This window comes from Methanomassiliicoccus luminyensis B10 (assembly GCF_000308215.1).
Classification (GTDB): Archaea; Thermoplasmatota; Thermoplasmata; order Methanomassiliicoccales; family Methanomassiliicoccaceae; genus Methanomassiliicoccus; species Methanomassiliicoccus luminyensis.
The window spans coordinates 1-17,757 of the sequence record NZ_CAJE01000018.1 but is presented as its reverse complement, the minus strand read 5'-3'; the positions used below and the strand labels follow the sequence as shown (position 1 = coordinate 17,757).

20 protein-coding genes are annotated in these 17,757 nt (G+C 61.7%); 15 read left to right on the top strand and 5 right to left on the bottom strand.

Features of this window, described 5'->3' with window-relative positions; all coding sequences use genetic code 11:
• Nucleotides 1-96 precede the first annotated feature (96 nt).
• The 5 genes from WYS_RS16580 to serA all read left to right on the top strand — a co-directional run bounded on the left by WYS_RS16580 (nucleotide 97) and on the right by serA (nucleotide 5,278).
• The gene (locus WYS_RS16580; RefSeq protein ID WP_336603340.1) at nucleotides 97-204 is read left to right on the top strand and encodes a symporter small accessory protein; all 108 of its coding nucleotides are present in this window, start codon (nucleotides 97-99) and stop codon (nucleotides 202-204) included.
• 2 nt (nucleotides 205-206) lie between these two features.
• Nucleotides 207-1,850 carry a sodium:solute symporter family protein gene (locus tag WYS_RS10525; protein ID WP_019178133.1) on the top strand — a complete coding sequence of 548 codons (1,644 nt, stop codon included), beginning with the start codon at nucleotides 207-209 and terminating at the stop codon, nucleotides 1,848-1,850.
• A 114-nt stretch (nucleotides 1,851-1,964) separates the two neighbouring features.
• Nucleotides 1,965-2,306: a hypothetical protein gene (locus tag WYS_RS10520; RefSeq protein ID WP_026069027.1), complete on the top strand. Its 342-nt coding sequence runs from the start codon at nucleotides 1,965-1,967 to the stop codon at nucleotides 2,304-2,306.
• A gap of 294 nt (nucleotides 2,307-2,600) precedes the next feature.
• Nucleotides 2,601-3,671, top strand: coding sequence for a pyridoxal-phosphate-dependent aminotransferase family protein (locus tag WYS_RS10515; RefSeq protein WP_019178131.1), 1,071 nt, complete (start codon nucleotides 2,601-2,603; stop codon nucleotides 3,669-3,671).
• Nucleotides 3,668-5,278: a phosphoglycerate dehydrogenase gene (serA, locus tag WYS_RS15110; protein ID WP_019178130.1), complete on the top strand. Its 1,611-nt coding sequence runs from the start codon at nucleotides 3,668-3,670 to the stop codon at nucleotides 5,276-5,278. The genes WYS_RS10515 and serA overlap by 4 nt, the downstream gene beginning before the upstream one ends.
• A 73-nt stretch (nucleotides 5,279-5,351) precedes the next feature.
• On the opposite strand, the gene WYS_RS15105 is transcribed toward serA, so the two are convergent.
• Both WYS_RS15105 and WYS_RS10500 read right to left on the bottom strand, forming a co-directional pair.
• On the bottom strand, nucleotides 5,352-6,794 hold the full coding sequence (locus WYS_RS15105) for a DHA2 family efflux MFS transporter permease subunit (protein WP_019178129.1): 1,443 nt from the start codon (nucleotides 6,792-6,794) through the stop codon (nucleotides 5,352-5,354).
• Nucleotides 6,795-6,864: 70 nt separating this feature from the next.
• A complete protein-coding gene (locus tag WYS_RS10500; RefSeq protein WP_019178128.1) occupies nucleotides 6,865-7,158 on the bottom strand; it encodes an MTH1187 family thiamine-binding protein in 294 nt (97 codons plus the stop codon).
• 234 nt (nucleotides 7,159-7,392) lie between these two features.
• Between WYS_RS10500 and WYS_RS10495 the strand changes: the two genes are divergently transcribed.
• From WYS_RS10495 to WYS_RS10485, 3 genes are all read left to right on the top strand, one after another.
• Nucleotides 7,393-7,803 carry a DUF6015 family protein gene (locus WYS_RS10495; RefSeq protein ID WP_019178127.1) on the top strand — a complete coding sequence of 137 codons (411 nt, stop codon included), beginning with the start codon at nucleotides 7,393-7,395 and terminating at the stop codon, nucleotides 7,801-7,803.
• A 97-nt stretch (nucleotides 7,804-7,900) separates the two neighbouring features.
• Nucleotides 7,901-9,796: an ATP-dependent DNA helicase gene (locus tag WYS_RS10490; RefSeq protein WP_019178126.1), complete on the top strand. Its 1,896-nt coding sequence runs from the start codon at nucleotides 7,901-7,903 to the stop codon at nucleotides 9,794-9,796.
• A gap of 96 nt (nucleotides 9,797-9,892) precedes the next feature.
• The gene (locus tag WYS_RS10485; RefSeq protein WP_019178125.1) at nucleotides 9,893-10,501 is read left to right on the top strand and encodes an acetate uptake transporter; all 609 of its coding nucleotides are present in this window, start codon (nucleotides 9,893-9,895) and stop codon (nucleotides 10,499-10,501) included.
• A 94-nt stretch (nucleotides 10,502-10,595) separates the two neighbouring features.
• Here the strand turns inward: WYS_RS10485 and WYS_RS10480 are convergent, their stop codons facing one another.
• Nucleotides 10,596-11,099: a hypothetical protein gene (locus tag WYS_RS10480; protein ID WP_147654292.1), complete on the bottom strand. Its 504-nt coding sequence runs from the start codon at nucleotides 11,097-11,099 to the stop codon at nucleotides 10,596-10,598.
• A 399-nt stretch (nucleotides 11,100-11,498) separates the two neighbouring features.
• On the opposite strand from WYS_RS10480, the gene WYS_RS10475 reads away from it, so the two are divergent.
• The 5 genes from WYS_RS10475 (at nucleotide 11,499) to WYS_RS10455 (ending at nucleotide 15,173) form a co-directional block, all read left to right on the top strand.
• Nucleotides 11,499-13,133, top strand: a complete 1,635-nt coding sequence (locus WYS_RS10475; RefSeq protein WP_019178123.1) for a catalase — start codon at nucleotides 11,499-11,501, stop codon at nucleotides 13,131-13,133.
• Between the two features lie 2 nt (nucleotides 13,134-13,135).
• The gene (locus WYS_RS15100) at nucleotides 13,136-13,477 is read left to right on the top strand and encodes a DUF4491 family protein (protein ID WP_049796338.1); all 342 of its coding nucleotides are present in this window, start codon (nucleotides 13,136-13,138) and stop codon (nucleotides 13,475-13,477) included.
• Between the two features lie 75 nt (nucleotides 13,478-13,552).
• Nucleotides 13,553-14,113, top strand: coding sequence for a CDP-2,3-bis-(O-geranylgeranyl)-sn-glycerol synthase (locus WYS_RS10465; RefSeq protein WP_019178121.1), 561 nt, complete (start codon nucleotides 13,553-13,555; stop codon nucleotides 14,111-14,113).
• Nucleotides 14,114-14,118: 5 nt separating this feature from the next.
• Complete coding sequence (gene pyrE, locus WYS_RS10460; protein ID WP_049796340.1) at nucleotides 14,119-14,649, top strand: orotate phosphoribosyltransferase; 531 nt, start codon at nucleotides 14,119-14,121, stop codon at nucleotides 14,647-14,649.
• Complete coding sequence (locus WYS_RS10455) at nucleotides 14,646-15,173, top strand: uracil-DNA glycosylase (protein ID WP_019178119.1); 528 nt, start codon at nucleotides 14,646-14,648, stop codon at nucleotides 15,171-15,173. The genes pyrE and WYS_RS10455 overlap by 4 nt, the downstream gene beginning before the upstream one ends.
• Here WYS_RS10455 and WYS_RS10450 read toward each other — a convergent pair.
• The gene (locus WYS_RS10450; RefSeq protein ID WP_019178118.1) at nucleotides 15,136-15,855 is read right to left on the bottom strand and encodes a glycosyltransferase family 2 protein; all 720 of its coding nucleotides are present in this window, start codon (nucleotides 15,853-15,855) and stop codon (nucleotides 15,136-15,138) included. The genes WYS_RS10455 and WYS_RS10450 overlap by 38 nt on opposite strands.
• 91 nt (nucleotides 15,856-15,946) lie before the next feature.
• On the opposite strand from WYS_RS10450, the gene WYS_RS10445 reads away from it, so the two are divergent.
• On the top strand, nucleotides 15,947-16,186 hold the full coding sequence (locus WYS_RS10445; RefSeq protein WP_147654291.1) for a hypothetical protein: 240 nt from the start codon (nucleotides 15,947-15,949) through the stop codon (nucleotides 16,184-16,186).
• On the opposite strand, the gene WYS_RS15095 is transcribed toward WYS_RS10445, so the two are convergent.
• A complete protein-coding gene (locus tag WYS_RS15095; RefSeq protein ID WP_019178116.1) occupies nucleotides 16,180-16,998 on the bottom strand; it encodes a glycosyltransferase in 819 nt (272 codons plus the stop codon). The two genes, WYS_RS10445 and WYS_RS15095, sit on opposite strands and share 7 nt — an antisense overlap.
• 319 nt (nucleotides 16,999-17,317) lie before the next feature.
• Here WYS_RS15095 and rd point away from each other — a divergent pair, with 319 nt between their 5' ends.
• Nucleotides 17,318-17,494 (top strand): rubredoxin, encoded by a 177-nt coding sequence (gene rd, locus WYS_RS10435; protein ID WP_026069023.1) that lies wholly within the window; start codon nucleotides 17,318-17,320, stop codon nucleotides 17,492-17,494.
• The last annotated feature ends 263 nt before the right edge of the window (nucleotides 17,495-17,757 follow it).

Here is a 17,757-nt window from a genome sequence, read left to right as displayed (position 1 = left end):
CCATACTAGCATGGCGCACAATGAAATAGGAGAACGGTGATTTTCGGGGCCATAGGAGGCGCGCCGGCCTCATTGAACGTCACAATGGCGAGAAACATGTTAGGATTGGAAGACCCCACGATATTGTTCGGTTACGGCCTGACCATAGGCCTAACCATCGCGTGCATTGCCTATGGCTGGTTGAAGAAGGACGAGGAGGAGTGAGAATGGTCGACCCCGCCTTGTTCTGGATATTCACCGCGTTCTACGTCGTGGCGACCGCCTACCTCGGCTACCTGGGATACAAGCACACCAAGGGCTCCGAGGACTTCATGCTCGCCGGCAGGAAGGTGCATCCCTGGATCATCGGCATATCGTACGGGGCCACGTTCATCAGCACCTCCGCCATTGTCGGCTTCGGCGGGGTCAGCGCCAGGCTCGGGATGGGCCTGATATTCCTGGCCGCCCTGAACATCGGCCTGGGCGTACTGATCGCTTTTGTGGTGTTCGGCAAGAGGACCAGAAGGATCGGCCAGCAGCTCAAGGCCGTTACCTTCCCGGACCTTATGGGCAAGCGCTACGGGTCCCGCTTCCTGCACTTCGTCTCCGGCCTCATGATCCTGATAGCGATGCCGCTGTACGCCTCGGCGGTGCTCATCGGCGGCTCCCAGTTCCTGAGCATAACCCTGAGCATCGATTACAACGTGGCGCTGCTGGCCTTCGCCCTGGTGACCGCCATCTATGTGGTGCTGGGCGGCCTGATGGCAGTGATGTACACAGATGCCATGCAGGGCGTCATCATGGTCATCGGGATGATAATCCTCCTGGTGCTCACCTACAGCCTCCTGGGAGGCGTGACCGAGGCCCACAGCGCGCTGACCGGGATGGGGGCCCAGGGCCTGATCCCGGCGGACCTGGTGGACCAGGGCATGACCAGCTGGACCACCATGCCCGAGATGGGCTCGCCGATATGGCTCACCCTGGTCACCACCATCATCCTGGGCGTAGGGATCGGGGTCCTGGCCCAGCCCCAGCTGGTGGTCAGGTTCATGACCGCCAAGGACAACAAGGCCCTTACCAAGGCCATCCCCGTGGGCGCTCTCTTCATCCTGCTGACCACAGGGGTAGCGTACACCGTGGGCCCGCTGACCAACGTGTGGTTCTGGAACAACCAGGGGATGGTGTCCGTCGATGCGGCGGGCGGCAACGTGGACAGGATCATCCCCCTGTTCATCAACAGCTCCATGCCCGACCTGTTCGTGGTGGCGTTCATGCTGGTGCTCCTGGCTGCGGCAATGTCCACGCTGAGCGGCATCTTCCACACCATGGGCACTTCGGCCGGCTACGACGTGTGGAAGCATATCCGGACCACCAAGCTGGTGTCCCGCCTCCTGCCGGGGGACCCGTCCCTGAACGACAAGCCCTCCCTGAGGGCGACCCGCTACGCCACCGCGGTCATGATCGTGGCCTCCGTTCTGCTGGCCTTTGTCATGCCGGGGAACATCATCGCCCGCGCGACGGCCATGTTCATGGGGCTGTGCGCCTGCGCGTTCCTGCCGGCGTACTGCATGGCTATATTCTCCAAGAAGCCGTCCAAGACCGCAGCGACCTGGAGCCTGGTGATCGGGGCGGTGTCCTGGTTCCTGTGGACGGTGTTCGTGCACACGTCGGAAGCGTCCCAGCTGGGCATATGCCAGGCCCTGTTCAAGCAGGCGACCCTCCTGGGCTCGCCGTTCAACGTCATCGACCCCATGGTGGTGGCGCTCCCCCTGGCCATCGTATCCCTGGCGGCAGGGTGGGCCTACGACCGCTACGTATCGGAGGATAGCGGCGACGCCGAGATCAAGGGCCGCGCGGGGGCCCAGGAATAAATCGGAAGCGTAGGGCGCCGGGGGCCCTCCCCGCTTCTTTCTTCAGCACCCTCCACCTTTTCATCCCCTGTTTCGGAGAAAGGATAAAGAGCCCTTGGCCCCCTACCCAGTGACGTGTCCCAACAATACTTGGTCATCTTCAAGCTGAGGGAGGAGTCGTACGGCGGCTCCTCCGAGGAAGCGGCGTTCATGCTCACCGACCAGATCATTCCGTCCCTGGAGATGCTGGTGGAGATGGAGAAGGAGCACAAGGTCATGGGCGGCTTCTTCGAGGGGCAGAGGTCCGGCACCTTCGTCTTCGAGCTGGAGGACAACCTGGAGCTGGACAAGGTCTTGGCCAGCCTCCCGATAATGAACGTCTACGATGTGGAGGTCGCGCCGGTGCAAAGGATTTCCTCGGCCTTGGAGAGGGACCGCAAGATCGTGGAGGAGCTGAGGACCGCCGCCGGCCTGTGAATGAGGACACCGCGGTCAAGGTCCGAACGCACGCTGGATGGAGCAGGGTTCTCCGCCAGCGGCCCCATCGTAAACTTTATATCGATATCTCCATGATACCGGAAATCAACATGCCACAGGATGTAATGCCCTCACATCAGGATTTTCATTACCTTCCAGTGTCAGGGACAGTGCGCATGCTGGGCATGAGGACGGCCGCTGGTCGCGGACGCGGGTCTGGATGTGGAGGACGGTATCAGATGTCCCCCTGCAGCCCGAGGCACGCCTGAACGGCCGCCGGAAAATTCTTGGGGGATGTCTGTGACTCACACACTGTTCACCGTAGGTCCTGTCGAGGTCCGCAAGGAGGTCCTCGAATCGATGACCAAGCCGATGATCACCCATCGGAGCAAGGAGTACGAGAAGCTGCAGGAAGGGATAGTGGAGAAGCTCCACAAGACCCTGGACACCGACCTGAACATCCTGATGTCCCCGGCCTCCGCGTCCGGGCTCCTGGAGGGCTGCGTCCGCAGCGGCGTCAGCTCCAGGATGCTTGGCCTCTCCAACGGCTCCTTCGGCGACCGCTGGCAAGGCATCGGCACGGAGAACGGCAAGGACGTCAGGAAGGTCAAGGTGGCCTGGGGCAAGGCCATCAAGCCCGCTGATGTGGTCCCGCACCTCGACGACGGCATCGAGGCCGTGACCATGGTGGCCAATGAGTCTTCCACCGCTGTCCTGAACCCGGTGGGCGAGATCGCCAAGGCCGTCAGGGAGAAGCACGACCCCTTTATCTTCATAGACGCGGTCACCGCCGCGTACGGCACCGACCTGAAGCTCAGGGAGCTGGAGCCCGACGCCCTGGTGTTCGGGACCCAGAAGGCCCTGGCGCTGCCTCCGGGCCTGGCCATCATGTGCTGCTCCGACCGCCTGCTTAAGAAGGCCGAGAGCGTGCCCAACCGCGGCTACTATTTCGACCTGGTGCAGATGAAGAAGATGGCCGACAAGAACTACTCGCTCACCACTCCCCCCGTGTCGCTCCTGTACGGCCTCGACTTCCAGCTGGACAGGTGCCTCAGGGAGGGCATGGCCAACCGCTACGCCCGGCACCGCCAGATGGCCGAGATGGTGCGGAACTGGGCCAAGAAGAACCTGGGCCTGTACGCCGAGCCCGGGTACATGTCCGACACCATCACTGTTATACAGCGCGGAAGCGTTGACTTCAGCAAACTGCAGAAAGGCCTCAAGGAGCGCGGCTACGAGATCTCCAACGGCTATGGGGACATCAAAGAGACCACGTTCCGCATCGGCCACATGGGCGACCTGACCGTGGAAGAGGTCAGGGGTCTGCTCAAGAACATCGACGAAGTATTGGAGGGTCAGAAATGATCAAGTTGCTTGTAACCGACGAGCTCTCGGAAGAGGGCCTCGAAATGCTGAGGAGGGGGGGCAAGGTCCAGGTGGACGTCAAGCCCAACATCCCTCACGATGAGCTCATAAAGATCATAGGCGGGTACGATGCTCTCATCATCCGCTCCGGGACCAAGGTCACCGCCGACGTGATCGAGGCGGGGAAGAACCTCAAGGTGGTGGGCAGGGCCGGCGTGGGCGTGGACAACGTCGACGTCAAGGCCGCCACCAGGAGAGGCGTTCTGGTCATGAACACCCCTGCGGCCAACATCATCTCCGCGGCGGAGCACACCATGGCCATGATGCTGGCCCTGGCCCGCAACGTGGTGCCGGCCAACGATTCCCTCAAGGCCGGGCAGTGGAAGCGGTCCAAGTTCACCGGCGTCGAGCTTAACGGCAAGACGCTGGGCATCATCGGCATCGGCCGGGTGGGCGGCGAGGTGGCCAAGCGCTCCAAGTCCTTCGGGATGAAGCTCATCGGCTACGACCCCTACATCCCGCCCGAGGTCGCCGTCAAGCTGGGCGTCAGGCTCATGCCGCTGGAGCAGGTGGTCGAGGAGGCCGACGTCATCACCATCCACGCCGCGCTGACCCCGGGCACTCACCATCTGGTGAACAAGGACCTCATCGCCAGGATGAAGCCCACCACCATGATACTCAACGTCGCCAGGGGCGAGCTGATCGACGAGGAGGCGCTCTACGAGGCGCTTAAGGACAAGAAGATCGCCGGCGCCGCCCTGGACGTGTTCGAGAAGGAGCCGCCCGCCGGCTCCAAGCTCCTCACCCTGGACAACATCGTGGTGACCCCGCATCTCGGCGCGTCCACCAGGGAGGCGCAGGAGAAGGTGTCGGTGGAGATGGCCGAGGCAGTGAAGCTGTTCCTCATCGACCACAAGATCTCCAACGCCGTCAACGCCCCGGTCCGGGGCATGGACCCCAAGGTCATTCCGTTCGTCTCCGTGGCCGAGCGCCTGGGTGCCTTCGCGGTGCAGCTCACCGACTCCCCCATCGCCAAGATCGAGGTCACCGTGCACGGCGAGCTGGCCGCGGTGGACACCAAGATGATCACGGTGTCCGCGCTCATGGGCGTGCTCTCGAACCTCTCCGGCGAGCAGCCCAACATCATCAACGCCGAGATGATCGCCAAGGAGAAGGGCATCCAGATCGTGGAGACAAAGGTCGAGGAGTCCAAGCGCTACGTGAACATGATCTCGGTGTCCCTGCAGTCCGATGGGGTCAAGAGGGAGGTCCGCGGGACCGCCTTCCCCGGGTCGGAACCAAGGATGCTGGGCATCGACGAGTTCGACCTGGATATGCCCCTGGAGGGCGACTTCCTGATGTCCATGCACTCCGACGTCCCCGGCGTCATCGGCAAGGTGGGGACGATCCTGGGGAACAAAGGCATCAACATCGCCCGCATGGGCCTGGGCAGGGAGGAGAAGGGCGGCAAGGCGCTTCTCCTGATCTCTGTCGACCATCCCGCGGGGGACGACGTGGTCAAGGCGATGCTGGCCAGCAAGGACTTCCGCGAGGTCCGCTCCATTCAGCTGTCCAAGCTGGGCACCCGCGAATACCTGCAGATTTGAACGTCGGGCGAGAGCCCGCCCCCTTCCCATTTCTTATATTCCGATTGACAGTGAGCGCTCTGCCCGGCACCCCTTAGCTTCCCTGCCGGTCCGCCGCTCTGATCTGCGGGTTGCCTTTGTAGGACATGTACGCGCCGGCCAGGGACATTGCGCCGCTCACCGCCATGGCGACGGCGGCCGCCATGGCCAGCTCGTCCATCAGCGGACCGCCGTGAACGGCGGAATAGTCGACCTGCCCCATCTGCAGGACCAGCAGGAGCGTTCCGACGGACAGCCCCATGCCTATGCACATGTTCCTTACGGTGGCGGTCACGCTGGAGGCCACGCCGGTCTTCTCCCGCGGCAGCGCCGACATGACCTCGGCCTCGTTGGGGCTCTTGAACACCGCGCTCCCCACGCCCATGATGAAGAAGGCGGCCAGGGAGAGGACCACGTCGGCGGACACGAACGCGTACGCCAGGAGGAACAGGGAACCGGCCCTGAGCAGTTGCCCATAGGTGCTGAGGAGCTTGCTGGAGCGGCCCCGGTCGTACATGCGGCCGGTGAACGGCGACAGGACCATCATCACCGCCGGCAGGACCATGAATATCAGGCCAACCTCCATGGGGCCGTAGCCCAGCGACCCCTCGTAATAGAAAGGCCCCACGATGGAGACCACGCTGGTGGTGATGAAGTACATGGCCATGCTCAGGTTTCCGAGGGTGAAGCTGCGGATCCGGAACACCGAGAGGTCCAGCAACGGCCTGGAAGCTTTTCTTGTCCATGCGATGAAGCCGCCCAGGGACGCGGCGAAGGCGATGAGGTATGCCACGCTCAGCGCGTCCATCCTTCCGGTCTCAGCCACCTGGCCCAGCACCAGCATCACAGTGATGACGGCGGCGACCCACAGCACCGACCCCACTAGGTCGAGGTCCAGGCGGTCGGCCTTTTTCTCGTTCAGCTTCATCACTCGGAGGGCCGCAGCGGTGGCGACCACGCCCACCGGGACGTTGATCCAGAAGATGTACTCCCATCCCAGGGCGGCGACGAGGAACCCTCCCACGGGCGGGCCGATCATCATGGCCACGGCCACGCAGGACCCCAGGATGCCCAGGGCCTTGCCCCTCTCCCCGTGGGGGAACACCCTGAAGCAGATGGCGAAGGAGATGCCGAACATCATCGCGGCCGCCAGCCCCTGGATGACCCGGAACAGCACCAGCTGGCCCAAGCTGGCGGAGAGGCCGCACATCAGGGAGGAGACGGTAAACATCCCCAAGCCCGCGGTGTACATGGCCGCCATTCCCGTGCGTTCGGCCAGCTTGGCGAAGATGATTATGAACGCGGTCTCCACCACCGGGTAGATGGAGACGACCCATTGGGAGAGGGCAATGTCCACGCCAAGGTCGGCGGTGATGCTCGGCAGCGCGATGGTGACGACCGTGCTGTCGAGGACCGACATGAACACCCCTGCGAGCACCAGCAGCAGGATGGCGTACCGGTGCTGCTGCTCCCAGGGGAGGGATGGAGAGTGTGGCATGCGCTATCTCAGCACGCGGAAGGGCGGGGCGGCTAAAATCGTTGCGGTTCGACCGTTCGGGCTTAGAGACTCACTGCAGCTGGTCTTCCACGCTCTGGACCTTGCGCTCTATCTCGTGCTGGGCCCCGCCGCGGTCGTCGATCTTCACGGACGTCAGGACACGATTGGACATGGATCTCACCTTCTTGTGGCACTTGCCGATGACGCTCATGACCTCGTCATAGCCGCCCTCCAGGATGGTGCTGGTGGGGGTGAACTCGTACTTGAGCCCGCTCTCCCTGACGATCCTGAGGCACTCCGCCACGTATGGGCTCAATGACTCCCCCGCTCCGATGGGCACCACGCTGAACTCTGCTATCGTCATAATTACCTGAAATGATAATGAGGGCTCATCCCCTTTTATAGTGAGCCTTGCAAGACTGAACGGTCTAAAACATGTCTTTCTGTACGGGACCGTATAAAAAGAATATCGATGAATTCTATAAATTGATAATTATCTCTATACTTGTTTATATAAGTTGTTCCCAAGTGAATCATCGGCCTGATAATAAGGGCCCATCCAGATTAAACTATAACGAAGAGTCAGAGGGGAAAGACAATGGCAAAAAGTGAGAAGGCGGGGAAAATGGACACCTTGACCCTGGACGATCTGACCGTGGCCATTCGCAACGGCATCGACAGGGAAGGAATGCCGGAAGAGCAAGCGAAGCATATGGCGCAGCACATCCTCAACTTCTTTGGTTATAGCGAGAGGATCATTGACAACATACTCGAGCCGGAGGACAGGGATGCGTTCTACATGCTCGAGGACACCGGGATCCTCACGACCGAGAGGGAGGAGACCACCCTGTACGACGGCCGCGAGTGGAGGATCCACTACTGGCTGTTCCGCAAGGAGCGCATCACCGAGCTGATCGAGGGCGGGTCGGCCATGGACGCCGAGGCGGAGGACGTGAGCTCGGTCTACGACGAGCTCGACGCCGAGGCCTGGCAGCGCAACAGCAGCTGAACTTCTTTTCCAATCTCCTTCTTTCTTTTCACCTTTTGAGCATAATTCGGCGAACCCACCGAAACGGTCATCTAGCTCCTGACGTTGAAAGGATTGGATGGACCTCTTCCCCTACGCGCCCCGCCCGTTCCAGAAGGACCTGGTGAGCTCGATAGCGTCCAGCGTGAGGTACCGCGGCCACCTGGTGGTGGAGTCGGGCACCGGGACGGGGAAGACCGTATGCTCCCTGACAGGGGTCCTGCAGGCCGCCCTGGAGCAGGACAAGAAAGTGATCTACCTCACCCGGACGAACTCCCAGCAGCGACAGGTCATGCTGGAGCTGAGGAAGATCGGCCAGTCGCACCCCGTGCTGGGGCTGGGGATACAAGGGCGCCAAAGCACCTGCCCGCTGATCCAGAGGGACCCCGAGCTCCGGTCCGGTTCGCCGGAGGAGCTGTCCAAGCTGTGCGCCGAGCGGAAAGCGCGCTCGGCCGAAGGGAAGCCCGGGGGGTGCCGCTTCTTCGAGAAGATGATGGAGACCGATCCGAAGGAGGCGGAGCGATACTGCCGGGACAACCTCCCCACGGTGGAGGAATTCGTGGGCTATTGCGACAAGAAGGGGCTGTGCCCCCACGAGCTGATCAAAGACCTCCTGCCCCAGGCCCGGGTGGTCACGGCCCCCTATGCCTACTTCTTCATGCCGTTCATCCGGCACAACCTCCTGGACTGGCTGAATGTGCCGATCACCGACACCGTGCTCATCGTGGACGAGGCCCACAATCTGCCGGAGTACGCCAGGGAGATACGCTCCGTCTCGCTGTCCTCCCGGCTGCTGGGCCTGGTGAGGAAAGAGGTGGAGGAGTTCGGCGACCCCGAGGTGATGAAGGGCGTGAGCGTCATGGACTTCGTGGAGGTAGCGGAGCAGCGGCTCCGGGCCGCCCTGGATGAGTTCCTTATCGAGGACGACGGCCTCATCCCCCCGCCCTTCCTGGAGGAAGGGCTGATGGCCTCCTTCACCGCCACCAGTGCCGCGCTGGCCTCGGCGGCCAAATCCATGATGGTTTATGGCGAGACCATCAGGGAGGGCAAGAAGAAACAAGGGAGGCTGCCCCGCTCGTACATACACTCGCTCGGGGGTTTCCTGCTGTTCTGGCTCGAGCTTGACGAGGAGTGCTACGTCAAGCTCGTGGTGGGGGGCGAGAACCCTGCCTTCGAGGCGTATTGCATGGACCCCTCCCTGGCCTGCCAGGCGGTCACGGACTGCTTCGCCTCCGTGCACATGTCCGGCACGCTGGTCCCGCTGAACGAGTACCGCGACTCCATCGGGCTCCCCGCGTCGTCTAAGATGCTGACCTTCCCGTCCCCCCTCGCCCAGGAGAACCGTCGGGTGCTGTACCTGGAGGACGTCACCACGCGCTACGAGGACATCATCAAGGACGAGGGGATCATACCAAAAATGGAGGACCATACGGTAGCGCTGTGCAACACCCTGGACCGCCACATCGTGGTGTTCTTCCCATCATACCAGCTCATGGACCGGTTCCTGCAGGACGGGGTGCTGCGCCGGATCCGCCGCAAGGTGCACATGGAGAGAAGAGGCATGCCCCAGACCGAGCTGATGGCAGAGGTGGAGAAGTTCAAATCCTCCTCGGAGGGCGCGGTCCTGTTCGCGGTGATGGGCGGGAGGGTGAGCGAGGGCGTCGATTTCCCCGACCGAGAGCTGGAGGTCGCGGTCATAGAGGGGATACCGTACCCCAAGCCCACCGCCAAGCAACGGGCCCTGCTGCACTACTACGAGATCAAGTTCGGCAGGGGGTGGGAGTACACCGTCAAGGCCCCCGTCACCAGGAAGCTGCTGCAGGCGGTGGGCCGCCTGATCCGCACGGAGACGGACGTCGGGGCCGCAGTGATATTGGACCGCCGGGCCCAGCAGTTCGCGGACCGCCTAGAGATGTCCGCCACCGAGGCGCCGGTCAACGATGTCCTGAAGTTCTTCGCGACCAAGGGCCGATGACGGTCGTCAAGCAACATATCGCTTCTTGACCGCCGGATTGCCGGACCAGGCTTCATATCCCTGCTCGGCATAGCGGGGCTACCTCGGGATGATGCCATGAACAATGACACCACCGCGAACCCCGCCCCCCTCGGGCTGATGGGGTTCGGAATGACCACCATACTTTTGAGCTTGAGCAATGCCGGGTTCTTCGCCATGGGCGGGGCCATCCTGATGATGGGTTTGCTGTACGGCGGGGCCGCCCAGATAACCGCCGGACTGATGGAATGGAAGAAGGGGAACACCTTCGGGCTCACCGCGTTCACCTCGTATGGGGTCTTCTGGGTGGTGCTCGTCGGTATCAACCTGCTCCCCCGCCTCGGCTTGTCCGGCCCGGAGAGCGCCCAGGTCATGGGGGTGTTTCTGCTCCTGTGGGGCGTGTTCACCGCCTACATGTTCGTGGGTACTCTGAACACCAACCGGGCCATGCAGCTGGTCTTCGGCTCACTGGCGGCCACCTTCTTCGTCCTGGCCGTAGCCGACTACTTCGAGCTCGCCGGCCTGAAGACCGCGGCGGGCTTCCTCGGACTGGTGCCCGGCATCAGCGCGATCTACCTTGCCATGGGTCAGGTCCTGAATGAGGCGCTCGGTCGTCCGGTCATCCCGCTGTTCCCGGTGCGCAAGGCGGCGAAGGCGTCGCCTGCTGTTAAAGAGGCAACTGAGTAAACCGCTTCCTAACCTTTCTGTTTTTCCTCGGTATCGAATGCGGCCATTTATTGGTCCGACAGCCGAATGGTTGCGAACCCATATCGATCTCCGATCAACGGCTTCCATACGGTCCGGATTCCGGCTTGGGAGCGCTCGTTCCGACGGATTCGTTCGGCGGATACCTGCCATACTGGGCCCAATACCGCTCACGTATCGCCTCGGCTATCTTCCAGCTGATGGTGAAGCGTTTCTTCTCTGTCACGAACAGGAAGCCATCCCTGGAGGTCCAGGTCCTCTCGCTGGGCGCGCATGGACGGAAGTTCAATTTCACTATCGCCGACCACGGCACGAACACCGGCTTCCTGCCTAGCTTCTGATGCATTATCGCTCCAGTATCGGTCACCTCCACCCGCTTGGGTCGACCGATGATCTCCATTCTGCCGGGGACGGCCATGAAGACCAACAGAGCGATAACGATCCCCACGCCGATGCTGAACCAATCGAAAAGACCGTCGACGTAGGCCCATAGATTGCCCATGATCAGTCCGGCCAGTCCAATGGCGCTTCCAAACGCAACGACGGAATTATTGACTGGGTTGTCCATGATCTGGTTCAAGAGTGGTCCACCCTCATCCATAGAGCGTTTTTAAGGCATCCTGCTATCGAGATGAACGCGGAGTTACTTAACACTACGAACGAAGATATATTCGGTCCTTTCCGATAATTTATCACAGCGATGATGTGAAGCTTCCTTTAAGCGACCCCATCTCTACCCGCTTTCACACGGTCGCTGCAGCCTTCCTTCCAACATCGGCCCTCCAAAAGATGTCAAGGAAGATCCCGGGCCCGGGCCGTCGGTAAACCTTATTGGGAATGACGTCCAATTTCTATCCACACAGATGTCGACTTCGTAGGCATCTCTCTTCTGTTCCCGGCGTGACCATGGCTTCCGTCGGCTGAGGGACGATGTCAGCACGTTCGAGGAGCGCGGGGATACGAAAAAAGGTGGGATGGCATGGCACGGACCAAAGGACAGCACGTGGAGAAAAAGAAGAGCAAGACCGCCCAAGTGACGAAAGCCAAGTCGGTCAAGGGAGGAAAAGCGGCAAAAGCCTCGTCGAAGCAGAGCATGACCACTGCGGTGGGGAGGCCGGTCACGGACGACCAGACCTCGGTCACTGCCAAGACCACCGAGAACTCCGGCTACGTGATGCTGCAGGACACCTACCTCGTAGAGAAGCTGGCCCACTTCACCAGGGAGAGGATACCGGAGAGGATCGTGCATGCCAAGGGCGCCGGCGCGTACGGATATTTCGAGGTCACCGACGACATCTCGAAATACACCTGTGCCAAGTTCCTCAACAAGGTGGGCAAGAAGACGCCCCTGTTCATTCGCTTCTCTACGGTGGGCGGGGAGAAGGGGTCCGCTGACTCGGCCCGGGACCCTCGCGGCTTCGCCATAAAGATCTACACCGAGGACGGGAACTATGACATCGTGGGGAACAACACTCCCATATTCTTCATACGTGACGCCATAAAGTTCCCCGACTTCATTCATACCCAGAAGAGGGACCCCCAGACCGGCCTGAAGGATGCCACCATGTTCTGGGACTTCCTTTCCCTGACCCCTGAATCGGTGCATCAGGTCACCTTCCTCTTCTCGGACCGCGGGACCCCGGCCAACTTCCGGCATATGAACGGGTTCGCCTCCAACACCTGGATGTTCTACAATGACAAGGGGGAGACATGGTGGTTCAAGTGGCACTTCAAGACCGACCAGGGGATCAAGAACCTCACCGCCCAGGAAGCGGAGGAGCTGGCCGGCAGCGACCCGGACCACTCCACCAGAGATCTGTTCGAGTCTATAGAAAAGGGCGATTACCCGTCCTGGACGGCGTACGTGCAGATCATGACCCCCCAGCAGGCCAAGAAGTACCGCTTCGACCCCTTCGACGTGACCAAGGTGCTGTTCCACAAGGACTTCCCCCTCATCAGGGTGGGGAGGATAGTCCTGAACAAGAACCCCGAGAACTTCTTCGCCGAGGTCGAGCAGGCCGCCTTCGCCCCATCCAACATCGTTCCGGGCATCTACCCGTCCCCGGACAAGATGCTCCAGGCCAGGCTGTTCGCCTACAACGATGCCCACCGCTACCGGCTGGGCGTCAACTCCGAGATGATCCCGGTGAACCAGCCCAAGGGCACCACGGTGTACTCGAACGAGCGCGACGGGCACATGAACACCGGCCGCAACTTCGGCCCCACCGCGAACTACTATCCCAACTCGGTGAACCCGTACGGCGAGGCAGACGGCATTCCCGAAGCTCCGGTCATAACCTTCCGGGACGCCGCCATCGCCCGGCACCGGGTGCCGGAAACGGATGACGATGACTTCTTCCAGGCTGGGGAGATATGGCGCAGGGTGCTGAGCGACTATGACCGCGACCACCTCATATCCAACCTGGCCGGGCATATGGGAGGAGCGCTGAAGCGCATCCAGTACCGCCAGACCGCCCTGTTCTACAAGGCTGACAAGGAGTACGGCACCAGGCTCTCCGAGGCGCTGGACCTCGACGTCAAAAAGGTCAAGTCCCTGGCGGCCATGTCGGACCAGGAGCGCGCCGCCGCCACGGCGAACGGCACCAAGTGGTGAGCATGATCTTCGAGGGCGTCATCATCGGAGCAGGCGCGTTCCTGATCATCGGGCTCCTGCACCCGGTGGTGATCAAGGGCGAGTACCATTTCGGCAAGCGCATATGGCCCGCGTTCCTGGCGGCCGGGGCGGCATCCATCGCGCTGTCCCTGTTCGTCGGCGAGATCGTCGCGTCGGCCTTGCTGGCGGTGCTGGGCTTCTCCCTCCTGTGGAGCATAGGCGAGCTGTTCCACCAGGAGGAGCGGGTCCGCAAGGGCTGGTATCCCGCCAACCCCCGGAGGAAAGCGGCCGTGGCAGAGAAGGCCGAGGATGAGCCCAATTCCTCCGCGCGGACGGAGCAATGACCTCCCAGGCCCGAGACCGCTCCCGCGGCCGGGTAGGGGAATCATAATATTTACGAGGGTGGATTGACCGCGCCGATGGACCTCATCCTGGCCGCCTTGAGCGGCATCGTGCTGTTCCTGCCCGCCTTGATCCCTAACTCCGCCGCAGTGCTGTTCGGCGGCGGGACCCCGGTGGACTTCGGGCGGTCCTGGAGGGGGAAGAGGATACTGGGAGACGGCAAGACCTGGCGCGGCCTCATCGGCGGGGTGGCGACGGGCATAGCGTTCGGGCTGTTCCTGACAGCGATCTTCGAGTTCGCCCCCTCCGATTTCCCGGACTATGGCAGATGGCCCGGAAGCGTCGGGGTGGTCGTCACCCTAGCGCTCGGCTCTCTCCTGGGGGACATGGCCGGCGCTTTCATCAAGCGGCGGCTGGGCATGGAGCGGGGCCAGAAGGCGCCCGTCCTCGACCAGTACGACTTCGTGGCCGGGGCATTGCTCCTGACCGCGCTGTTCCACCCCTCCTGGGTCGCCGCGACCTACGTCAACGGGGACGGCCTGGTCGCGCTCATCGTCCTGCTGGTGTTCGTGCCCCTGCTGCACCGGGCGGTGAACATAATAGGTTACAAGCTGGGGAAGAAGAAGGAGCCTTGGTGAGCACAATGAACACGAGGATCAAGGAAGCGCTGGTCCGATGCAGCGCGCTCATGTACGGGGACTTCACCCTGGCGTCGGGGAAGAATAGCCCGTATTACATCGATATCAAGAAGGCCAGCACCGACCCCTATGTCCTGGAGGTCATCGCCGATGAGATGGCCCGCGAGCTGGAGCTCCAGGGCGTCCGGTACGACAAGATCGCCGGGGTGGTGCTCGGCTCGATACCCCTGGCGGTGGCGCTGTCCCTCCGCACCAAGGCGCCTTACATCATGGTGCGCAAGGAGAAGAAGGATCACGGCACCCAGAAGATGATCGAAGGCCAGCTCAGCGCGGGCGACGAGGTCCTCGTGGTGGAGGACGTCATCACCTCCGCCGGCTCGGTGGCCGGGGCGATCGACATCGTCCGCGCCGCCGGGGGAAGGGTGAACAGGGTGTTCTGCGTGGTCAACCGCCAGGAGGGGGGGGAGCAGAAGCTGAGCGACATGGGCGTGAAGCTATCCTCGCTGATCACGGCGGAAGAGGTCCTGAAGCGATGAACCCGCCTGAGGACTGCCGGCGCTGCTCGTTGTGCGAGGGCCGTTCCCGGGTGGTGCGGCCGGACGGCGATCCAAGCTCGCCGATAGCCCTGGTGGGAGAGGCCCCCGGCGCGGAGGAGGATAAGCTGGGGCGTCCCTTCGTCGGCCGCTCCGGCAAGGTCCTCACCAAGATTCTGGAGGAGGGAGGCCTCCCCCGCTCCAGAGTGTTCATCACCAATACGGTGAAGTGCCGCCCTCCCAACAACCGCCCTCCCACCGCGGCGGAGATGGAGGCCTGCTGGCCCTGCCTCGAGGAGGAGCTCAAGGATAGAAAGGTCATCATCACGCTGGGGCGTTCGGCGGCGAAGGACCTGCTGAAGCGGGACATCAGCATGGCGGCCGAGGCCAACCGGCCTACCAAGGTGGTCATAAGGGGGAAGGAGATCGACCTCATCCCCGCATATCACCCTGCGGCCAGCTTCTACAACAGCACGGTGATGGACAGCCTCAGGGAGACCGTGAGGCTCGCAAGGACTTATCTCTAGGGCCCCGGAACCGCTTGTGCCATAGGAACTTGAAGTTGTTCCATCCGTCCCTCCAGGAGGACAGCTTCACCTCCCCCATGCGGCGGCGGTAGGCGATCATTACCTCCTTGGAGCGCAGCTTCCTGAACGCCTCTATCTTGATCTCCTCGGAGAACGGCATCCCGTCATCCTTTACGTTGATCTTCGGCAGCGCGTCCTTCCTGAACACCCACATGCCGCTCTGGGAGTCCCTGATGATCCGGCCGAACAGCAGCCGGGTGAAGAACGAGAGAGCCAGGTTCCCGATCTTGTGCATGTCGGACATGGCCCCCTCCTCCATGTGCCCGAAGCGGTCGGTGGTGATGAACTCCAGGTCCTCCCGCGCCAGCATCTCCATGAGCGGGGCGATCGATTCCGCGGGGTAGGTGCAGTCGCCGTCCATAGTGGCGATAATCTCGCCCCGGGCCTTCTCGAAGCCGGTCTTGTAGGCGCGCCCATACCCTCTCCGGGGCTCCTCCACCACGACCGCGCCCATCTCCCTGGCTATGTCCCTGGTCCGGTCCTTGGACATGCCGTCGACGATCATGATCTCATACTCGAACCCCTTCCCCTGGAGGTTCGAGGCGACCTCCTGGATGACCTGGGCGATGCACTCTTCCTCGTTCAGCGTGGGAATTATTACGCTCAGCTTCAAGATGGGCATTCAATAAGTTTTCAGAATATAAATCTGCCCCACAGAGAATGGCCAGGAAATCAGAAATACTGCCGGCGCCAAAAAGTGGTGCATGCATTACATGGGAACGAGGGGCGCCGCCGAGGAGGTCTTCGAGGTTCTAGAACCCCATCTGCCGGCCATCATCATCTTCGGGGTGGTGTATTTTGTGCTGAGGAGGGCAGGCATGACCAACGGGCTGGTCTGGAGCATTATGGCACCGCTGATCTTCGCTACCATCGCCGAGATAATCGCCGAGCTGAAGTGGGCCTACCGGGAGCGGCCCTACCGGGAAGAGAGCTACTGGGAAGACACCTACTGATGCCGGACCTTGTTCTGGCCTTTCCTGCCGTAGGGCCCCTTGTCCTTGAAGAGCTTGAAGCCTATGTATCCCATGAGCGCTACGATGAGCCTCAGGAGGGCCCAGAACGTCATCTTCTGCTTGAACATCTTCAGGGGGTCGTACTTGCCCCAGAGGTTCCCGTGCTTCAGGGTGAGCTGCTTCCTCCCCGCCCCGTTCCAGAACGCCTGCTTAAAGAACGCGTAGACGGTGGACTTGGTCCTGCGGTATACGACGGCGTCGTTGTTGTAGATGATCTTGTGCCCGGCGTCCACGGCCCGGTAGTTCAGGTCGATATCCTCGGCGGTGATGAACCAGGTATCGAACCCGCCCAGCTCCTCCAGGATCTCTTTGCGGAACGCGATGTTCGCCGACGGGTAAGAGCAGTCGAACCCCTTGTGCAACAGCTCTACCCTGTCCAGCTCCTCCCAGGCCTTCAGGCCGATCATCAGCGACCGCCCCGCCACGATGTCCGCCCCCTGGTCGAACGATCTCCGGAGCTCCTTCACCCAGTTGGGGTTGGCGATGTCGTCCCCGCCGGTGAAGGCGACTACCTCCCCCTGGGCCTTGGATATCCCGAAGTTGGTGCTCACCCCCCTGCTGCCGGGCTGCACGAAAAGGCGGATGAACGGATACTTATTGGCGTACCGCAGAACGATCTCCCGGGTGCGGTCCCTGGACGCGGCGTCGACCACCACGACGTCAACGGGCGGTTCCTGGATCACCAGGCTGTCCAGGAGGTCGGCGATGTTATCCTCCTCGTTCATGATGTTCAAGACGACACTGACCAACATTCTGGTCCCTTGTAACAGCGTGCCGATTAATAAGCCTGCCACAGTGGGACGGGAGTGTCGCGCTGAGGGCCGTGGCTTTAAACTTGACAGCATTTGTCTATATGCTATAGGCTATTGACGTGCACGATCACGATGGCCGAGCGCCGCTCATCGAGCTCGGCGCCCGACCGGCCGTTCCGGTGGAGGTCAGCGTCAACTCGGCGGCCTGATGCGATCCGGTTACGGCGAGGGCTAGGCTCGATATCGATGTGCTTAAACTATAATCTATAGGAAAACTACTTATTCAAAACAATATCATATAGCCACGATTGCTATGGAGATGGAAAAGTACGTTTGCCCCATCTGTGGCTATGTGTACGACCCCGAGGTAGGCGACCCTGACCACGGAATACCTCCCGGAACGGCGTTCGAGGATCTACCGGACGACTGGCACTGTCCCTACTGCGGCGCCACCAAGAACAGCTGCCAGAGCTTCTCGTCGGTAATGGGCATCTGATGGAATCCTCGATGCGCATGCCCGGACCGTGCTGAAGCGCCAACAAGTTCCAGGGTCCCCGAGAGGCCCGGTGCTTTTCTTATTCAGAGTTCTCGTGGTCCTCGGAGCGTCGTTCTCCGGCCGTTCCCGTAGTGTATTGTGGCCAATGTAGCAAACCTTATGCCCATAAAAGAGGTTTGAAGGCCGCGTAATGAAGCTCTTAGCTAAGTACTACTCCATAGTCGACTGCGACATCGGCGAGGGGACCGTCGTCCGCGACTACC

Bases quoted from the DNA above. Each gene is read 5' to 3' on its own strand.
- WYS_RS15100 (WP_049796338.1), top strand. From the start codon at position 13,136: ATGATCTTCGAGGGCGTCATCATCGGAGCAGGCGCGTTCCTGATCATC.
- WYS_RS10500 (WP_019178128.1), bottom strand. From the start codon at position 7,158: ATGACGATAGCAGAGTTCAGCGTGGTGCCCATCGGAGCGGGGGAGTCA.
- WYS_RS10485 (WP_019178125.1), top strand. From the start codon at position 9,893: ATGAACAATGACACCACCGCGAACCCCGCCCCCCTCGGGCTGATGGGG.
- WYS_RS16580 (WP_336603340.1), top strand. From the start codon at position 97: ATGTTAGGATTGGAAGACCCCACGATATTGTTCGGTTACGGCCTGACC.
- serA (WP_019178130.1), top strand. From the start codon at position 3,668: ATGATCAAGTTGCTTGTAACCGACGAGCTCTCGGAAGAGGGCCTCGAA.
- WYS_RS10465 (WP_019178121.1), top strand. From the start codon at position 13,553: ATGGACCTCATCCTGGCCGCCTTGAGCGGCATCGTGCTGTTCCTGCCC.
- WYS_RS10450 (WP_019178118.1), bottom strand. From the start codon at position 15,855: ATGCCCATCTTGAAGCTGAGCGTAATAATTCCCACGCTGAACGAGGAA.
- WYS_RS10490 (WP_019178126.1), top strand. From the start codon at position 7,901: ATGGACCTCTTCCCCTACGCGCCCCGCCCGTTCCAGAAGGACCTGGTG.
- WYS_RS10515 (WP_019178131.1), top strand. From the start codon at position 2,601: ATGTCTGTGACTCACACACTGTTCACCGTAGGTCCTGTCGAGGTCCGC.
- WYS_RS10525 (WP_019178133.1), top strand. From the start codon at position 207: ATGGTCGACCCCGCCTTGTTCTGGATATTCACCGCGTTCTACGTCGTG.
- WYS_RS10455 (WP_019178119.1), top strand. From the start codon at position 14,646: ATGAACCCGCCTGAGGACTGCCGGCGCTGCTCGTTGTGCGAGGGCCGT.
- WYS_RS15095 (WP_019178116.1), bottom strand. From the start codon at position 16,998: ATGTTGGTCAGTGTCGTCTTGAACATCATGAACGAGGAGGATAACATC.
- pyrE (WP_049796340.1), top strand. From the start codon at position 14,119: ATGAACACGAGGATCAAGGAAGCGCTGGTCCGATGCAGCGCGCTCATG.
- WYS_RS15105 (WP_019178129.1), bottom strand. From the start codon at position 6,794: ATGCCACACTCTCCATCCCTCCCCTGGGAGCAGCAGCACCGGTACGCC.
- WYS_RS10445 (WP_147654291.1), top strand. From the start codon at position 15,947: ATGGGAACGAGGGGCGCCGCCGAGGAGGTCTTCGAGGTTCTAGAACCC.
- WYS_RS10475 (WP_019178123.1), top strand. From the start codon at position 11,499: ATGGCACGGACCAAAGGACAGCACGTGGAGAAAAAGAAGAGCAAGACC.
- rd (WP_026069023.1), top strand. From the start codon at position 17,318: ATGGAAAAGTACGTTTGCCCCATCTGTGGCTATGTGTACGACCCCGAG.
- WYS_RS10495 (WP_019178127.1), top strand. From the start codon at position 7,393: ATGGCAAAAAGTGAGAAGGCGGGGAAAATGGACACCTTGACCCTGGAC.